This window comes from Cellulomonas sp. (genome assembly GCF_035634735.1).
In the GTDB taxonomy this organism is placed as follows: Bacteria; Actinomycetota; Actinomycetes; order Actinomycetales; family Cellulomonadaceae; genus Cellulomonas.
On the sequence record NZ_DASQCJ010000238.1, the window covers coordinates 1 to 14,190 of the forward strand.

Here is a 14,190-nt window from a genome sequence, read left to right on the forward strand (position 1 = left end):
CTGGCGCTGTACCGGCGGGCGCCCCTGGCCGACCGGGTGCACGTGCACGTGCGGTGGTGGAGCGCCCCGTTCCGGCGGCTGGTGCGCACCCTGCCCGCCGCGGGGCGGGTCCTCGAGATCGGCTGCGGGCACGGGCTGTTCGCCGCCTACGCCGCGCTCGACGCGCCCGGGCGGTCCGTCGTGGGGGTCGACATCGACGCGGACAAGGTCGCCGTGGGGGCCGCCGCCACCGCCGGCCTGCCGAACGTACGGCTCTGCGCCTCCCCCGACGGCGACGTGCCCGCGGGCCCGTGGGACGCGGTCGTCGTCGTCGACGTGCTGTATCTGCTCCCCGCCGACCAGCAGCGCCGGGTGCTCACCGCGGCGGCCGCGGCGCTCGCCCCCGGGGGTCGGCTGGTGGTGAAGGAGATGGCGGCCACGCCCCGGTGGAAGGCTCGCTGGAACGCGTTCCAGGAGACGCTGTCCGTCCGCGTGCTGCGGATCACGGCGGGGTCCTCGGCCTTCACCTTCCTCGACCCCGCGGAGACGGCCGCGACCCTGCGGGCGGCGGGGCTGGCGGTCACTGCCGCGCGGCTGGACCGGGGCCGGCTGCACCCGCACCACGTGCTCGTCGGCGTCGCGGAGGCCTGAGCGGGGCGAGGTCCCGCGGGGTCTTGACGCCGCACTTGCTTTTTGCAAGTGTGGTCTGCGTCACAGTCAGCCGCGTCCGAGGGAGAGCACCATGTCCGCGATCTTCGTCAACCTGCCGGTGACCGACCTCGAGCGCGCGAAGGCGTTCTACGAGGCGGTCGGGTTCACGATCAACCCGCTGTTCACCGACCACAACGCCGCGTGCGTCGTCGTCGAGGAGGACCACGGCTACGTCATGCTCGTGACCCGGGACTACTTCCAGACCTTCAGCGACCGCCCGATCGGCGACCCGTCGACGACCGTCTCGGCGACCACGGCGATCTTCCTCGACAGCCGCGAGGCGGTGGACGACACGATCGACCGGGGCGTGGGTGCGGGCGGCGTCGAGGAGCGACCCGCCGCCGACTACGGCTTCATGTACCAGCGGCAGATCGCCGACCCGGACGGCAACCTGCTCGAGTTCGGCTGGATGGACCCGGTCGCCGCCGCGAACGGCCCCGCGGCCGTCGCCGACCAGCAGGCCTGAGACCGGTGGCCGCGCGCGACTACGGGCAGTACTGCGGCGTCACCCGCGGGCTGGAGCTCGTGGGCGAGCGCTGGGCGCTGCTGATCGTGCGCGACCTGCTCGTCGGGCCGCGCCGCTACGGCGAGCTCGCCGCGGGACTCCCCCGCATCCCGAGCAACGTGCTGGCGGCGCGGCTCAAGGAGCTGCAGGAGGCCGGCGTGATCCGGCGGGCGCCACGCTCCCGGGTGATCGTCTACGAGCTCACGCCGTACGGGCGCGAGCTGGAGCCCGTCGTGCTCGCGCTCGGGGCGTGGGGGTTCAAGGCGATGGGCGACCCCCGGGAGGGGCAGGTCGTCACGCCCGACTCGATGGCGGTGGCGCTGCGGACCGCGTTCCGCCCGGACGTCGCCGCGGGCCTCCCGCCGACCGCGTACGCCGCCCGCGTCGGGCCCGCCGACCTGCTGGTGCGGGTCGACGGGCCGGCACTGGCGGTGGCGCGGGGCGGCGGCGCCGAGGCCGCGGACCTCGCGTTCGCGGCCGGGCCCGGCATCCGGCGGCTCATCTCGGGCGAGCTCGACCCGGCCGGCGCGATCGCGGCCGGGGTGGTCGAGGTGCTGCGCGGACCGGGCGACCTGCTCGACCGGTTCGCGCGGACGTTCCACCTGGCGGCCTGACGAGCGCCGCGTGTTGACTGGGCCGATGCGACGGGTCCTGGTCCTCGGCGGCACGGCGTGGCTCGGGCGCGCGGTCGCGCGCGAGGCCGTGGCGCGCGGCGCCGAGGTGACCTGCCTCGCCCGGGGCACGTCCGGCGCCGCGCCCGCGGGCGCCCGGCTGGTCCGGGCCGACCGGTGCCGCCCCGGCGCCTACGACGCGCTCGCCGGCGAGTGGGACGAGGTCGTCGAGGTGGCGTACGAGCCCGCGCTCGTCACCGGCGCCCTGGACGCGCTCGCCGACCGCGCGCGGCACTGGACCCTGGTGTCGACGGTGTCGGTGTACCGCCGGGACGACGAGCCGGACGCGGACGAGTCGGCCGACCTCGTCGAGCCCCGGGACCTGACGGAGTACCCCGACGCGAAGGTGGCGGCGGAGCGGGCAGCGGCGGCGCGGCTGGCCGACCGGCTGCTCGTCGCGCGGCCCGGGCTGGTCGTCGGGCCCGGCGATCCGTCGGACCGGTTCGGGTACTGGGCCGCCCGCCTGCTGCGCGGCGGCCGCGTGCTGGTGCCGACCAGCGCCGGCCGGCGGGTGCAGGTCGTCGACGTCGACGACCTCGCCGCGTGGCTCGTGCGCGCGGGCGAGGACGGCGCGACCGGACCGGTGAACGCCGTGGGGTCGAGCCGGCCGTTCGCGGAGCTCGTCGACGCCGTGCGCGCGGCGACCGGGTTCACCGGCGCGCTCGTGCCCGCGGAGGACGACTGGCTGACTTCGCACGACGTCCGGTACTGGGCGGGCCCGCGCTCGCTCCCCCTGTGGCTCCCCGCGTCGGCCTCCGGGTTCGCGCGGCGGTCGGGCGCCCGGTACCGCGCGGCCGGCGGCCGGGACCCGGACCTGGCCGAGGTGGTCGGGCGCGTGCTGCGCGACGAGGTGGCGCGCGGCGTCGGCCGGCCGCGCCGCGCGGGGCTCACCCCCGACGAGGAGGCCGGCCTGCTCGCGGCCCTGGGCTGAGCGGGCCGCTCGACGCGCCGGACGTCCCGCGGCGTGTTCCACTGCGGGTCGTGACCGCGCGGGCACCCCGCGCCCCGCCGCTGCACCGGAGGACGAGCCCCATGACCCCGACCGGCCCCGCCGACGCGACGCCCGACGCGACCGCCGACGACCGCCGCCCCGCCGACGCCTCGCTCGCGCGCGACGCCGGCCCGCTGCGCTCGGTGGTGATCTACAACCCCGTGCGGGTCGACGGCCTGGCGGAGCGGCGGGCCGCGGTCGAGGCGGCGCTGAGCGAGGCCGGGTGGCCGCTGCCCGAGTGGGTCGAGACCACCGCGGAGGACCCGGGTGCGGGGCAGGCGCGCCGGGCGGTCGAGGACGGCATGCAGGTGGTGTTCGCCTGCGGCGGCGACGGCACGGTGCGGTCCTGCGTCGAGGGCCTGGCGGGCACGGACGTCGCCCTCGCGGTGCTCCCCGCCGGGACCGGCAACCTGCTCGCCGCGAACCTCGGCGTGCCGGACGACCCGGCCGCGGCCGTGCAGATCGCCACCGAGCACGGCCGGCGCCGCATCGACGTCGGCGAGGCCGACGGCCGCACGTTCGCGGTGATGGCGGGCATGGGGTTCGACGCCGCGCTGCTGGACGACGCCTCCACCGCGCTCAAGGCGAAGGCCGGGCCGGTCGCCTACGTGGTGTCGGCGCTGAAGCACCTGCGCGACCGCAGCATGCACCTGGAGATCCACCTCGACGACCGCCCGCCGGTGCGGCGGCGCGCGCGCTCGGTCCTGATCGGCAACGTCGGGCGCCTGCAGGGCGGGGTGCGGCTGCTCGCCGACGCCGAGCCCGACAACGGGCAGATGGACGTCGCCGTCCTCGCCCCGCGCACGATCGGCCACTGGATCCAGACGGCCTGGGGGGTCCTGCGGCACCCGCACCGCGTCGCGCACCTGGACGTCCTGCGGGCCGAGCGGATCCGGGTGGTGAGCGACCGCGAGGAGCGGCGGCAGGTCGACGGAGACGTCATCGACCCGGGGCGCTCGCTCACCGTGACGGTCCGGCCGCGGGCCCTCGAGCTGTGCGTGCCGCGGCCCGAGCGCAGCGCGGACCTGTCCGAGGGGTCGGAGCGGCTCGGGCGGTAGGCCGGTGGCCCGGCGCGGCCGGGCTCTGGCAGCATGCCGGGGTGACCGCGCGCACCGCCCTCCTCGTCATCGACCTGCAGGCCGGCGTCCTGGACGGCTGCGTGGACGCCGACGGCGTCGTCGCCCGCACGGCGACCCTCGTGGACCGCGCGCGAGCCGAGGGCGTCCCGGTGGTGTGGGTGCAGGACCACGGCGGGTTCGCGGTCGGCTCCCCCGACTGGCAGCTGGCCCCGCCGCTCGCCCGCCGCGCCGACGAGCCGCTGGTCGGCAAGGAGTACCGGGACTCGTTCGCCGGGACCGACGTCGGCGACGTCCTCGCGGGCCTGGGCGCGACCCGGCTCGTCGTCGCCGGGGCGCAGAGCGACTACTGCATCCGCACGACCACGCAGTCGGCGGCCGTCCGCGGGTTCGACGTGACGCTGGTCAGCGACGCGCACACCACCACCGACGCCCAGGACGACGGCGTCCGGATCTCCGGCGAGCAGATCGTCGCGCACACCACCCTGTACTTCCGCGGCCTGCGGTACCCCGGGCGCCGGTACGCGGCCGAGCCGCACGACCGCGTCGCCCTCGGGTAGCGGACCAGGCGGGGGCGTCGTCGCCGGGGCGCGCCGCCGCCCGGCCACCCGTACGCTTCCCCGCGTGCTCCGCCTCTCCGCCCCCCGGCTCGCGTTCGTCACCGAGCGCCACCTCGCGACGCTCACCACCCTGCGGGCCGACGGGACCCCGCACGTCGTGCCCGTCGCGTTCACCTGGGACGAGGTGGCCGGGGTCGCGCGCGTGACCACGAAGCCGACGACCCAGAAGGCGGTGAACGCCCGCCGGCGCGTCGACGGCGCGCCGGGCCGCGCGGCACTGTGCCAGGTCGACGGCCGCCGCTGGCTCACGCTGGAGGGCACCGTCGAGGTCGCCGACGAGCCCGCGGAGATCGCCGAGGCGCTGCGCCGCTACGAGCAGCGTTACCGCCCGCCGAACCCCGCCGTCGAGCGGGTCGTGCTCCGGATCGCGGCCGACCGGGCGATGTCGTCGCGCGACCTGGCCTGACCGGCGGGGCGGCGTGGGCAGCTCGAGGCGACCCCGCCTCGCGCGCCGGTCACGCGACCCGGCGCAGCACCACCAGCGGGGTCACGTAGCGCTCCCGCACGGTCCCGCCCAGGTCGGCCGCGGCCCGGGCGGCGGCGTCCGCCTCCTCCGGCGTCCAGTCGCTGAACGTGGTGAACAGGTCCCGCACCCGGTCGGCGTCCAGGTCGACCGCCCACCGGAACCGGTCCCGGTGCACGACGCGGAACAGCCCGCCGCCCGCCAGCCGCTCCGCCCACGCCGCGTCGTCGAGCTCCCCCGGCCCCGGCCGGGGCGCGGGCGCCCGCCGGGCCGCGACGATCGCGCCGACCCGCTCGCGGAACGGCGTCACCGGCGCGTCCGGGTCGCCGTAGCCGGTGCGCCACACCGCCAGGTGCCCGTCCGGCGCGAGCGCCCGGTGCACCCGGGGCAGGACGGTGCCGAGGTCGAACCAGTGCACGGCGGTGGCGGCGACCGCCAGGTCGAACGCGCCCGGCTCCAGGTCGACCTCCTCGGCGTTCCCGACCGCCACCCGGACCTGCGGCCACCGCCCGCGCAGCCGGGCCGCGAGCCGCTCCCCCGGCTCGACCGCCACCACCGACGCGCCGGCCTCGACCATCGGCCCCGTCGCCTGGCCCGTCCCGGCGCCCAGCTCGAGCACGCGCACGCCGGGACGCAGCAGCCGGAGGTCGCGCAGCCGCGCCCAGAGCGCCGGCGGGTACGGCGGCCGCCCGCGGTCGTACGCGTCGGCGTGGGCGTCGAAGTGCCCGGGACCCGGCATGCTCCGCAGCGTAGGCGCGACCGTCTCGCGCGCAGCACTTCGAGGATTGACAGTTAGAGTCCTAACGCTTAGGTTCTCGACATGGACGCGCCCGAGCTCACCACGACCCTCGACCTGGTCCGCTGGATCGGCTGGGCGCAGCGCAGGGCCGGCGAGGACTGGGTCCGCAGCCGCGGCCTCAGCCACGAGCAGGCCTTCGTGCTCGGCTACCTGGCGCAGCACCCCGGGACGATCCAGCGGGAGATCGCCGCGATCACCCGGACCAGCGCCGCGAGCGTGTCGAGCCTGCTCAAGGGCCTCGAGGCCCGCGGCCTGGTCGAGCGCCGCACCGAGCCGGGCGACGAGCGCAGCAAGCGCGTCCACGCCACGCCGGAGGGCGCCGAGCTCGTCGCGGGCTTCGCGTCCGCGGTGGCGGCGGCCGACGACACGATCCTCGCGCCGCTCGACCCGGCCGAGCGCGACAGCCTGCACGCCCTGCTCCAGAAGGTCACGGCCGCGCTCCCACGCCCGACCCGGGACTGACCGCCCCCCGACCCGTCCCCACCGCGCGGCCCGTCCGCGCGGCGGCACCCCGCGCCCTCGCGCGCCTCCCCCGACCCCGTGCACCCACGCGGCGCCCGCCGCGCGCTTCGCCCTGCCCTGAAACGGAGCAGCCATGCGCACCACGACCCCCACCACCCCCGACCCGGCCGAGGCCGCCGTCCCGGGCGACGCCCCCGGCACCGACCGCTGGTTCCTGTCCACCGCGCCCGTCGTCAGCGCCCTCGTGCACCTGTGCGTGCCGATGGCGGCGGCGATGATCGTCGGCGCGGTCGACAACGTGATCAACGCGGGGTTCATCGGCTCGCTGCACGACGACGCCCTGCTCGCGGCAGTGACCCTCGGCTCGCCCGTCCTGGCGCTGGTCATGGCGATCGGCAACGTGTTCGGCGTCGGCGGCGGGGCGCTGGTGTCCCGGCTGCTCGGCGCGTCCGCGCACGACGCCGGGCGCGCGGCCGACATCCGGCGGGTGTCGGCCTTCGCCCTGTGGGGCACCGCCGTCGTCGGCGTGGTCGTCGGGGCCGCGGGGCTGCTCCTGCTCGACCCGCTCGTCGCGCTGCTCGGGGCGGACCGGGCCGCGCAGCACGCGACGACCACCTTCGTCGGCATCCTGCTGGCGTTCGTCCCCGTCCTCGCCGCGGCCGTGTGCCTGGAGCAGCTCGTCCGCGCGGAGGGCGCCGCCCGCCAGGTGATGGTCGGCCTGATCGCCTCGACGATCGCCAACGTCGCGTTCGACGCGCTGTTCATCCTCGGCCTGCACCTCGGCGTCGCCGGGGCCGCGCTGGCCGTCGGGCTCGCGAACCTGGTGACGGTCGGCTACTTCGCGACGTGGCTCACCCGGAACAGCGCGCAGCTGAGCCTGGCGCCGCGCTGGTTCACCCTGGCGCCGTCGGTGCTCAGGCCGGTCCTGGGCGTCGGCGTCGGGACGCTGCTGCAGTCCGCGTTCCTCGTCGTCACGGCCCTCGTCCTCAACAACCTCGCCGCCGGGTACGGCGACGGCCCGCTCGCCGCCATGGGCGTCGCCGTCCGGATCGCCCAGGTGCCGGAGTTCCTGGTGATGGGCGTGACGCTGGGCGTGCTGCCGCTGCTCGCCTACGCGTACGGCAGGGGCGACCGGGAGCGGCTGGCCGCGGCCCTGCGCACGTCGGCGGTCGCCGTCGGCGGCGTGGCGATCCTGTTCTCGGCGGTGGTGTTCCTGTTCCGGGACACCGTCCTCGCCGCGTTCCTCACCGACCGCTCGGTGCTCGCGCTGGGCGTCACGGTCCTGGCGGCGCAGCTCACGGCGATGATCGCCAACGGGTTCACCGGCCTCATCACGTCGCTGTTCCAGGCGACCGGGCAGGCGCTCGCGGCGACGGTCATGTCCGTGACGCAGGGCGTGCTGTTCGTGCCGGTGGTGCTGCTGGGCGACCTCTGGTTCGGGCTGCCGGGGATCATCTGGGCGCTGACCGCGACCGAGGTCGCCGTGCTCGGCGCCGGGGCGGTCCTCCTGCTGACCACGCGACGGGCGATCGACCGCGGGATCGCCGCCGGCAGCCCGGCGCGCGCCGAGGAGGCGCTGGCGGCGGCGGCCTGACGGCCTCGCGGAATGCGCTGGCCAGCCGCCCCCGGGGCGCGCGACGATCGCCGCGTGCACGAGACCACCCCGGCCGCGGAGGCCCCGCTCCCCGGCGGCGGCATGGGCGGCGCGGTCCGGTCCGGCGACACCGTCCGCCGCGCCGCCGGCCCGTGGACGCCGACGGTCCAGCGCCTGCTCGCCCACCTGCGCGCGGCCGGCGTCCCGGGCGTGCCGGCCCCGCTCGGCGTCGACGACCGGGGCCGGGACGTCACCGGCCTGGTGCCGGGCGACGTCCCGGCGTACCCCCTGCCGGGGTGGGTGTGGCGGGACCACGTGCTCGCCGACGCCGCGGCGCTCCTCCGCCGGGTGCACGACGCCTCGACGTCGTTCGACCGCGCCGGCGCCGTGTGGCGGCTCCCGGCGCGCGAGCCGGCCGAGGTGATCTGCCACAGCGACACCTCGCCCGACAACATGGTGTTCCGGGACGGTCGGCTCGTGGCGCTGATCGACTGGGACACCGCGGCGCCCGGGCCGCGCGCCTGGGACCTGGCCTACCTCGCGTACCGGCTGGTCCCGCTGGGGCCGGCGGGCGCCGACCCGGGCCCGGTCCCGCTCGCCGAGCGCCGGCGCCGGCTCGACCTGCTCTGCCGCGCGTACGGCGGCGTGGCGCCGCGCGCCGTGCTCGACGTCGTCCCGGTCCGGCTGCGCGCGCTCGCGCGGTTCACGCGGGACCGCGCCGACGGCGACGCGCGGTTGCTCGGGCACGTCGCGCTGTACCTCGACGACGCCGCGTGGGTGGAGTCCCGGGCGGCGGCGCTCGGCGGGGGCGCCTGAGCCCGGCGCGGGCCGGCAATTCCCTGGCCCGCGCGGCGCCCCGGGACGAGCATGGGCCGATGGACCAGCCCGCCCGGTGGACCCGGGCCACCGTCTACCCCGGCATGTGGGTCGACCCGGCCGACGACCCGCGGAACAGCGACGGGGTCAGCCCCGACGGCGAGCAGCCCACGCTCGTCGACTACCTCGGGCGGTACCGGACGACGCTCCTGATGAAGTGCGACGACCTCGACGCCGACCAGCTCGCCCGCCGGTCCGTGCCGCCGTCGACGCTGTCGCTGCTCGGCCTCGTGCGGCACCTGGCGGAGGTCGAGCGGGACTGGCGCGGCTGGCTCACGCCGGGCGACGCGCCGCCGCGCCTGTACGGCGGCGCGGACGCGGACTTCCTCGGCGCGGTCCCCGACCCGGAGGTGGTGGCGGCCGCGTTCGCCGACCTCGCCCGGGAGCAGGCCGCGACCGACGCGGCCGTCGCCGGGCACCCCGACCTGGGCGAGCGACTCGGCCCCGACGGCATCGCGGTCCGCGAGCTCCAGGTCCACCGGATCGAGGAGTACGCCCGGCACTGCGGGCACGCCGACCTGCTGCGGGAGTGCATCGACGGCCGCGTCGGCCAGTAGCGCGGGAGGTCCGGCCCTCGGACGCCGGTGGCGCACGTCACGGAACAGCGGGCGCCCGGGCGGCGCTCCCTCCTGCGTGAAGATCTTCGACCCCACCACCGTCGGCCGCGTCCCGCTGGCCAACCGCGTCGTCATGGCCCCGCTCACCCGGCTCCGCGCCGGCCAGGCGGCCGTGCCCGGCGACCTGCTCGTCGAGCACTACCGCCAGCGCGCCGGCATGGGCCTCATCCTCACCGAGGGCACCTACCCGGTGGTCGAGGGGCGCACCTGGACCGGCCAGCCGGGCATCGAGACCGCCGAGCAGGCGGCGGGCTGGGCCCGGGTCGCCGACGGCGTGCACGCCGCGGGCGGCCGGATCGCGATGCAGATCATGCACGGCGGCCGCATCGCGCACCCGGACGTCACCGGCGCCGCCCGGGTCGTGTCCGCCAGCGCGGTCGCGGCGCCGGGCGAGATCCGCACCCCGGCCGGGAAGGCCGCGCACCCGGTCCCGCACGCGCTCGACGCCGACGAGATCGCGGAGGTCGTCCGCGGCTTCGTCGCCGGCGCGCGCCGGGCCGTCGACGCCGGGCTCGACGCCGTCGAGGTGCACGGCGCGAACGGCTACCTGATCCACCAGTTCCTCTCCCCCGCGAGCAACCTGCGCACCGACGGCTACGGCGGCACGGCCGAGGGCCGCGCGCGGCTCGCGGTCGAGGTCGTCACCGCCGTCGCCGCGGAGGTCGGCGCCGACCGGACGGGCATCCGCCTGTCGCCCGAGCACGACATCCAGGGCGCCGTCGAGACCGACCCCGAGGTGACCGCGGCGACCTACGCGGCGCTCGCGGACGGCCTCGCCCCGCTCGGGCTCGCGTTCGTCGACGTGCTGCACCGTGACCTGCGCGGCGACCTGGTCCAGGGCATCCGGCGCCGCGCGGGCGCTCCCCTGATCGGCAACTCCGGGTTCGCCATGAACACGACCCGCGACGAGGCGGTCGGCCTGGTCGAGGAGGGGGTCGTCGACCTCGCGGCCGTCGGGCGCGCGGCGCTCGCGAACCCGGACCTGGTGGCGCGCTGGGCGCGGGACCTCGGCGAGAACGCCCCGGACCCCGCCACGTTCTACGCGGCCGGCGCCGAGGGGTACACCGACTACCCGACCGCCGCGGCCTGACCCGCGCGGGCGGGGGCGCCGGGGTGCTCCCCGGCGCCCCCACCGTGCGTCACGTCCGCGCGCCCCGCGCCTTCCGGCGCGGCGCCGCCGACCGTGGCGGGTTCGCGCGCAGGTGGTCCCGCACCGTGCCGAGCACCCGCGCGAGGGACTCGACGTCCGACCGGTCCAGCGGGTCGACGAGCAGGTCCCGGACCACGCCGATGTGCCCCGGGAACACCCGGGCGAGCACGTCGCGCCCCGCCGCCGTGATCGTCACCGTCACCCCGCGCTCGTCGTCCGGCGACGGCGCGCGCGTCACCAGCCCGGCCTTCTCGAGCAGGCCCGCCTGGTAGGTGAGGCCGCTGCGGCTGTAGACCACGCCGTCGGCGAGGTCGGTCATCCGCCGGCTGCCCTCCGGGGCGTCGCCCAGCGTGGCCAGGAGCTGGAACTGGACGTAGCTCAGCCCCCCGGCCTCCTGCAGCTGCTGCTCGACGGTGTGCCGGAGCAGGCTGCTGACCTCGATCAGCGCGAAGTACGCGCCCAGCTCGACGGGGTCCAGGGTCGGCGGCGCGGCGTCGGTCATGCGGCCATCATAGGTGTTTCGAATTCGCAGGGCGACGGCCTGCGGGGCGTCCTCCCGGCGCATCTCAGCCGCTCCTGGGCGCGGTGCAGTCGACCTCGGCTCGCGCGGGCTCGGCGTCCGCCGGGTACGGCAGGACGCCGCGCAGCTCCACCTCCCCCACCTCGCCGTCCCAGGTGAGCGCGTGCGTGCCCAGGGAGACGGGCGCGTGGCCCGCCGCCGCGACCGCGACCCCGGGGCGGGCGCGGAACGACCCGGCGGGGACGAGGTGGAGCGTGACACCGTCGTACGGGTGCTCGACCGCGACCACGCGGCACCCGCCGGGGCTGGCCGGCTCGAGCACCCGCGCGTCCCCCGCCGCCATGCCGAGCAGGACCGCGACGCCGGCGCCGACCCACCCCGCCACGAGCAGCGCGGCCTTGCCCGCGTTGACGGGCCACCGCACGAGCCGGCGGCGGCTGCCGGGCGCGGCTCCCGCGTCCCGGGCGGCCAGGCCGGCCGCTGCGCCGCCGAGGGCGAGGGCCGTCCCGAGCAGCGCGAGCACGGGACCGACGACCTCCGGGGCGGCGACGACCCGCCCGATGACGACCGGCTCCTCGACCGACCCCGCCCACCGGGCGACCAGCAGCGGGAGCGCGAACGCCGTCGCCGCCGTCCAGCGCAGCACCCGGGACCAGCGGTGCAGCACCCGCGCGCGGCCCGGGTCCGCCGCCCGCCCCGGATCGGGCTCGACCAGGATCCCCATGCGCCGGACGCTAGGGGGCGCGGACGCCGGACGCCGCCGTTCCGCACGACGCACCGCGAACGCGCACAGGACGTGCACCCGGCCGCCGCGCCCGGGTCAGCGCAGCGTGAGGACCTCGGCCCCGTCCTCGGTGATCGCGACGGTGTGCTCGCTGTGCGCCGTCCGCGCGCCGGTCGCGCTGCGCAGCGTCCACCCGTCGGCGTCCGTGACCAGCTCGTCGGTGTCGGCCATGACCCACGGCTCGATCGCCAGCAGCAGCCCCGGTCGCAGGGTGTAGCCGCGGCCCGCCCGACCGGTGTTCGCGATGTGCGGGTCCTGGTGCATCGTCGACCCCACGCCGTGCCCGCCGAACTCGGTGTTCACCGTGTACCCGGCGGCGGTGAGGACGGTGCCGATCGCGTGCGACAGGTCGCCGATCCGCGCGCCCGGCCCGGCGGCCGCGATCCCGGCGGCCAGGGCGCGCTCGGTGGCGTCGATCAGCGCCAGGCTCTCGGCCGGCTGCGTCCTGCCGACGACGAAGCTGACGGCGGAGTCGGCGACGATCCCGTCGAGCGAGACCGCGAGGTCCAGGGTCAGCAGGTCGCCGTCGGCGAGCGCGTAGTCGCGCGGCTTGCCGTGCAGCACCGCGTCGTTGACCGAGGTGCAGATGTAGTGGCCGAACGGCCCGCGCCCGAAGGACGGGGCGTAGTCCACGTAGCAGGACTCCGCGCCGGCGTCGGCGATCATCGCCTCCGTCCACGCGTCGATCTCCAGCAGGTTGGTCCCGACCGTGCTGCGCTCCTGCATCGTGCGCAGGATGGACGCGACCAGGGCGCCGGTCGCGCGGGCCCGGTCCAGCTCGGCGGGGTTGAGGATCTCGATCATCGTGCGGCCTTCCAGCATCCTGCGGATAACTATCCCGTTCATACTATCCCGGTACTAGAATCCCGGGCATGGTCAGGCTCCCGCTCACCCCCGACGACGTCGCGCGCGGCCGCCGGCTCGGCGCGCTGCTGCGCCGGGCCCGCGGCGAGCGGACGGTGCTCGCCGTCGCGCTGGACGCCGGGGTCTCCCCCGAGACGCTCCGCAAGATCGAGTCCGGCCGGGTCGCGACGCCGGCGTTCCCGACGGTCGCGGCGGTCGCCGAGGTGCTCGGGCTGTCGCTCGACGCGGTGTGGGCCGAGCTCCGGCGCACCGAGGAGCCGGCGCTCGCGGGCGGCGGCGCGCGCATCGCCTCCTGACCGCCGGACCGGCTCACCAGGTCCGGCGCACGACCGCCTTGCCGCCGGCGACCAGGCTGCGCTCCGGCACGTCCTCCGCGACGACCGCGCCCGCCGCGATGACCGCGTCCCGCCCGATCGTCACCCCGGGCAGGGTGGTCGCCCCCGCGCCGATCCAGGCGTTCTCCCCGACGTCGATCGGGCCGCCGGTGAGCCACACCCGCCGGTCGTCGGTGTCGACGGGGTGCCCGACCGTCACGAAGGTGACCCGCGGCGCGACCATGACCCGCGGCCCGAGCCGGATGCCGGCGTAGTCGAGGAACGTGCAGTTCTGGTTGACGAACACCCGCTCGCCGAGGTCCAGGTTCAGGCCGTGGTCGGTGAAGAACGGCGGGTAGATGGTCACGCCGTCCGGCACCGGCCGGCCGAGGATCTGCGCCAGCAGCGCGGCGCGCCCTCCCTCGTCGTCGAACGGCAGGACGTTCAGCCGGGACGTCAGCTCGGTCGCGCGCAGCACGCGCGCGGACATCGCCCGGAACTCGGGGCTGTGGATCCGCAGGAGGAGGTCGCCGGGCACCCCGCGATCATCCCGCAGCGGGACCGGGCCCCGACGCAACCGATCCGCGCGCCGTTGCGTCTTCTCCGGTGTGACCACGATGAGCAGCGCGGACGGCGTGGACTTCCTGCGTGAGAGGTTCGAGGCCGCCGGGCACGCGCCGCCCGCCGCGCCCGGTCCGGCCGCCCCCGCCGACGAGGTCGCCCCCGTCGCCCTGGACCGCGACCGCCAGTTGCCCGCCGGCGGCGACAGCGGCTACGCCGTCGCGGGGGCGTCGACCAGCCGGTGGGACCGCGACAGCGTGGCGCTCGCCGTGACGGACGTCCGGTGCAAGACCGAGGTCGACTTCGTGCCACGGATGGCCGACGCGCTGGCCGCCGCGCAGGCGACGGTGCTCGCGATGTTCCGCGACGAGCTCGAGGCGCGGCTCGCGCACATGCGCGCCGTCGTCCCCGTCGCGGAGGCGTACCTCGCGGCGCATCCCGAGATCCCCTAGCCGGGCGCTCGCGCTGCGGCCCGCCCCGCTGGATGCTGGTCGCTCAGGTCGGCGGCCGCTCCCCGCGGTACTCCGGCAGCCGCGGGTCGCGCCGCACGCGGCGGTACTCGCTGACCGCGACGACCACCCCGCACGCGATCACCACGGCCACGCACACCCAGAACAGCCCGGGCACCGGGTC

19 protein-coding genes are annotated in these 14,190 nt (G+C 77.3%); 14 read left to right on the forward strand and 5 right to left on the reverse strand.

The annotated features are described in order from the left end of the window. The 7 genes from VER05_RS19730 to VER05_RS19760 form a co-directional block, all read left to right on the forward strand. The coding region (locus tag VER05_RS19730) for a class I SAM-dependent methyltransferase (protein WP_324847006.1) at nt 1-630 on the forward strand (630 nt) is incomplete at its 5' end. A 91-nt stretch (nt 631-721) separates the two neighbouring features. Beyond that, nucleotides 722-1,156, forward strand: a complete 435-nt coding sequence (locus VER05_RS19735; RefSeq protein ID WP_324847007.1) for a VOC family protein — start codon at nt 722-724, stop codon at nt 1,154-1,156. A 5-nt stretch (nt 1,157-1,161) separates the two neighbouring features. Beyond that, entirely contained in the window at nt 1,162-1,809 is a 648-nt protein-coding gene (locus tag VER05_RS19740; RefSeq protein WP_324847008.1) for a helix-turn-helix domain-containing protein, read from the forward strand. A 25-nt stretch (nt 1,810-1,834) separates the two neighbouring features. Then, the gene (locus VER05_RS19745; RefSeq protein ID WP_324847009.1) at nt 1,835-2,797 is read left to right on the forward strand and encodes an NAD-dependent epimerase/dehydratase family protein; all 963 of its coding nucleotides are present in this window, start codon (nt 1,835-1,837) and stop codon (nt 2,795-2,797) included. A 101-nt stretch (nt 2,798-2,898) separates the two neighbouring features. After that, on the forward strand, nt 2,899-3,915 hold the full coding sequence (locus VER05_RS19750; RefSeq protein WP_324847010.1) for a diacylglycerol/lipid kinase family protein: 1,017 nt from the start codon (nt 2,899-2,901) through the stop codon (nt 3,913-3,915). A gap of 41 nt (nt 3,916-3,956) precedes the next feature. Beyond that, nucleotides 3,957-4,493: a cysteine hydrolase family protein gene (locus VER05_RS19755; protein ID WP_324847011.1), complete on the forward strand. Its 537-nt coding sequence runs from the start codon at nt 3,957-3,959 to the stop codon at nt 4,491-4,493. A gap of 64 nt (nt 4,494-4,557) precedes the next feature. Continuing rightward, nucleotides 4,558-4,959 (forward strand): pyridoxamine 5'-phosphate oxidase family protein, encoded by a 402-nt coding sequence (locus VER05_RS19760; protein ID WP_324847012.1) that lies wholly within the window; start codon nt 4,558-4,560, stop codon nt 4,957-4,959. A 49-nt stretch (nt 4,960-5,008) separates the two neighbouring features. Here VER05_RS19760 and VER05_RS19765 read toward each other — a convergent pair whose 3' ends face one another. Next, nucleotides 5,009-5,755, reverse strand: coding sequence for a class I SAM-dependent methyltransferase (locus tag VER05_RS19765; RefSeq protein ID WP_324847013.1), 747 nt, complete (start codon nt 5,753-5,755; stop codon nt 5,009-5,011). 81 nt (nt 5,756-5,836) lie between these two features. Here VER05_RS19765 and VER05_RS19770 point away from each other — a divergent pair, with 81 nt between their 5' ends. The 5 genes from VER05_RS19770 to VER05_RS19790 all read left to right on the forward strand — a co-directional run bounded on the left by VER05_RS19770 (nt 5,837) and on the right by VER05_RS19790 (nt 10,454). Next, nucleotides 5,837-6,277: a MarR family winged helix-turn-helix transcriptional regulator gene (locus VER05_RS19770; protein ID WP_324847014.1), complete on the forward strand. Its 441-nt coding sequence runs from the start codon at nt 5,837-5,839 to the stop codon at nt 6,275-6,277. Nucleotides 6,278-6,410: 133 nt separating this feature from the next. Next, nucleotides 6,411-7,871 (forward strand): MATE family efflux transporter, encoded by a 1,461-nt coding sequence (locus VER05_RS19775; protein ID WP_324847015.1) that lies wholly within the window; start codon nt 6,411-6,413, stop codon nt 7,869-7,871. Nucleotides 7,872-7,925: 54 nt separating this feature from the next. Continuing rightward, nucleotides 7,926-8,687, forward strand: coding sequence for a phosphotransferase (locus VER05_RS19780; RefSeq protein ID WP_324847016.1), 762 nt, complete (start codon nt 7,926-7,928; stop codon nt 8,685-8,687). A gap of 59 nt (nt 8,688-8,746) precedes the next feature. After that, nucleotides 8,747-9,304: a DinB family protein gene (locus VER05_RS19785; RefSeq protein WP_324847017.1), complete on the forward strand. Its 558-nt coding sequence runs from the start codon at nt 8,747-8,749 to the stop codon at nt 9,302-9,304. A 76-nt stretch (nt 9,305-9,380) separates the two neighbouring features. After that, entirely contained in the window at nt 9,381-10,454 is a 1,074-nt protein-coding gene (locus VER05_RS19790; RefSeq protein ID WP_324847018.1) for an alkene reductase, read from the forward strand. A gap of 49 nt (nt 10,455-10,503) precedes the next feature. Here the strand turns inward: VER05_RS19790 and VER05_RS19795 are convergent, their stop codons facing one another. The 3 genes from VER05_RS19795 to map form a co-directional block, all read right to left on the reverse strand. Next, entirely contained in the window at nt 10,504-11,016 is a 513-nt protein-coding gene (locus VER05_RS19795; RefSeq protein ID WP_324847019.1) for a MarR family winged helix-turn-helix transcriptional regulator, read from the reverse strand. A 64-nt stretch (nt 11,017-11,080) separates the two neighbouring features. Continuing rightward, complete coding sequence (locus VER05_RS19800) at nt 11,081-11,758, reverse strand: hypothetical protein (protein ID WP_324847020.1); 678 nt, start codon at nt 11,756-11,758, stop codon at nt 11,081-11,083. Nucleotides 11,759-11,854: 96 nt separating this feature from the next. Next, complete coding sequence (gene map / locus VER05_RS19805) at nt 11,855-12,622, reverse strand: type I methionyl aminopeptidase (protein ID WP_324847024.1); 768 nt, start codon at nt 12,620-12,622, stop codon at nt 11,855-11,857. 68 nt (nt 12,623-12,690) lie between these two features. On the opposite strand from map, the gene VER05_RS19810 reads away from it, so the two are divergent. Beyond that, nucleotides 12,691-12,978: a helix-turn-helix transcriptional regulator gene (locus tag VER05_RS19810; RefSeq protein ID WP_324847021.1), complete on the forward strand. Its 288-nt coding sequence runs from the start codon at nt 12,691-12,693 to the stop codon at nt 12,976-12,978. Between the two features lie 13 nt (nt 12,979-12,991). Here the strand turns inward: VER05_RS19810 and VER05_RS19815 are convergent, their stop codons facing one another. Further along, nucleotides 12,992-13,534 (reverse strand): DapH/DapD/GlmU-related protein, encoded by a 543-nt coding sequence (locus VER05_RS19815; protein WP_324847022.1) that lies wholly within the window; start codon nt 13,532-13,534, stop codon nt 12,992-12,994. Between the two features lie 79 nt (nt 13,535-13,613). Here VER05_RS19815 and VER05_RS19820 point away from each other — a divergent pair, with 79 nt between their 5' ends. Continuing rightward, entirely contained in the window at nt 13,614-14,009 is a 396-nt protein-coding gene (locus tag VER05_RS19820; RefSeq protein WP_324847023.1) for a hypothetical protein, read from the forward strand. Nucleotides 14,010-14,190 lie beyond the last annotated feature (181 nt).

Excerpts from the sequence above, each read along its gene's own strand:
- VER05_RS19735 (WP_324847007.1), top strand. The coding sequence starts at position 722 with ATGTCCGCGATCTTCGTCAACCTGCCGGTGACCGACCTCGAGCGCGCG.
- VER05_RS19745 (WP_324847009.1), top strand. The coding sequence starts at position 1,835 with ATGCGACGGGTCCTGGTCCTCGGCGGCACGGCGTGGCTCGGGCGCGCG.
- VER05_RS19750 (WP_324847010.1), top strand. The coding sequence starts at position 2,899 with ATGACCCCGACCGGCCCCGCCGACGCGACGCCCGACGCGACCGCCGAC.
- VER05_RS19765 (WP_324847013.1), bottom strand. The coding sequence starts at position 5,755 with ATGCCGGGTCCCGGGCACTTCGACGCCCACGCCGACGCGTACGACCGC.
- VER05_RS19770 (WP_324847014.1), top strand. The coding sequence starts at position 5,837 with ATGGACGCGCCCGAGCTCACCACGACCCTCGACCTGGTCCGCTGGATC.
- VER05_RS19775 (WP_324847015.1), top strand. The coding sequence starts at position 6,411 with ATGCGCACCACGACCCCCACCACCCCCGACCCGGCCGAGGCCGCCGTC.
- VER05_RS19785 (WP_324847017.1), top strand. The coding sequence starts at position 8,747 with ATGGACCAGCCCGCCCGGTGGACCCGGGCCACCGTCTACCCCGGCATG.
- VER05_RS19795 (WP_324847019.1), bottom strand. The coding sequence starts at position 11,016 with ATGACCGACGCCGCGCCGCCGACCCTGGACCCCGTCGAGCTGGGCGCG.
- VER05_RS19800 (WP_324847020.1), bottom strand. The coding sequence starts at position 11,758 with ATGGGGATCCTGGTCGAGCCCGATCCGGGGCGGGCGGCGGACCCGGGC.
- map (WP_324847024.1), bottom strand. The coding sequence starts at position 12,622 with ATGATCGAGATCCTCAACCCCGCCGAGCTGGACCGGGCCCGCGCGACC.
- VER05_RS19810 (WP_324847021.1), top strand. The coding sequence starts at position 12,691 with ATGGTCAGGCTCCCGCTCACCCCCGACGACGTCGCGCGCGGCCGCCGG.
- VER05_RS19820 (WP_324847023.1), top strand. The coding sequence starts at position 13,614 with ATGAGCAGCGCGGACGGCGTGGACTTCCTGCGTGAGAGGTTCGAGGCC.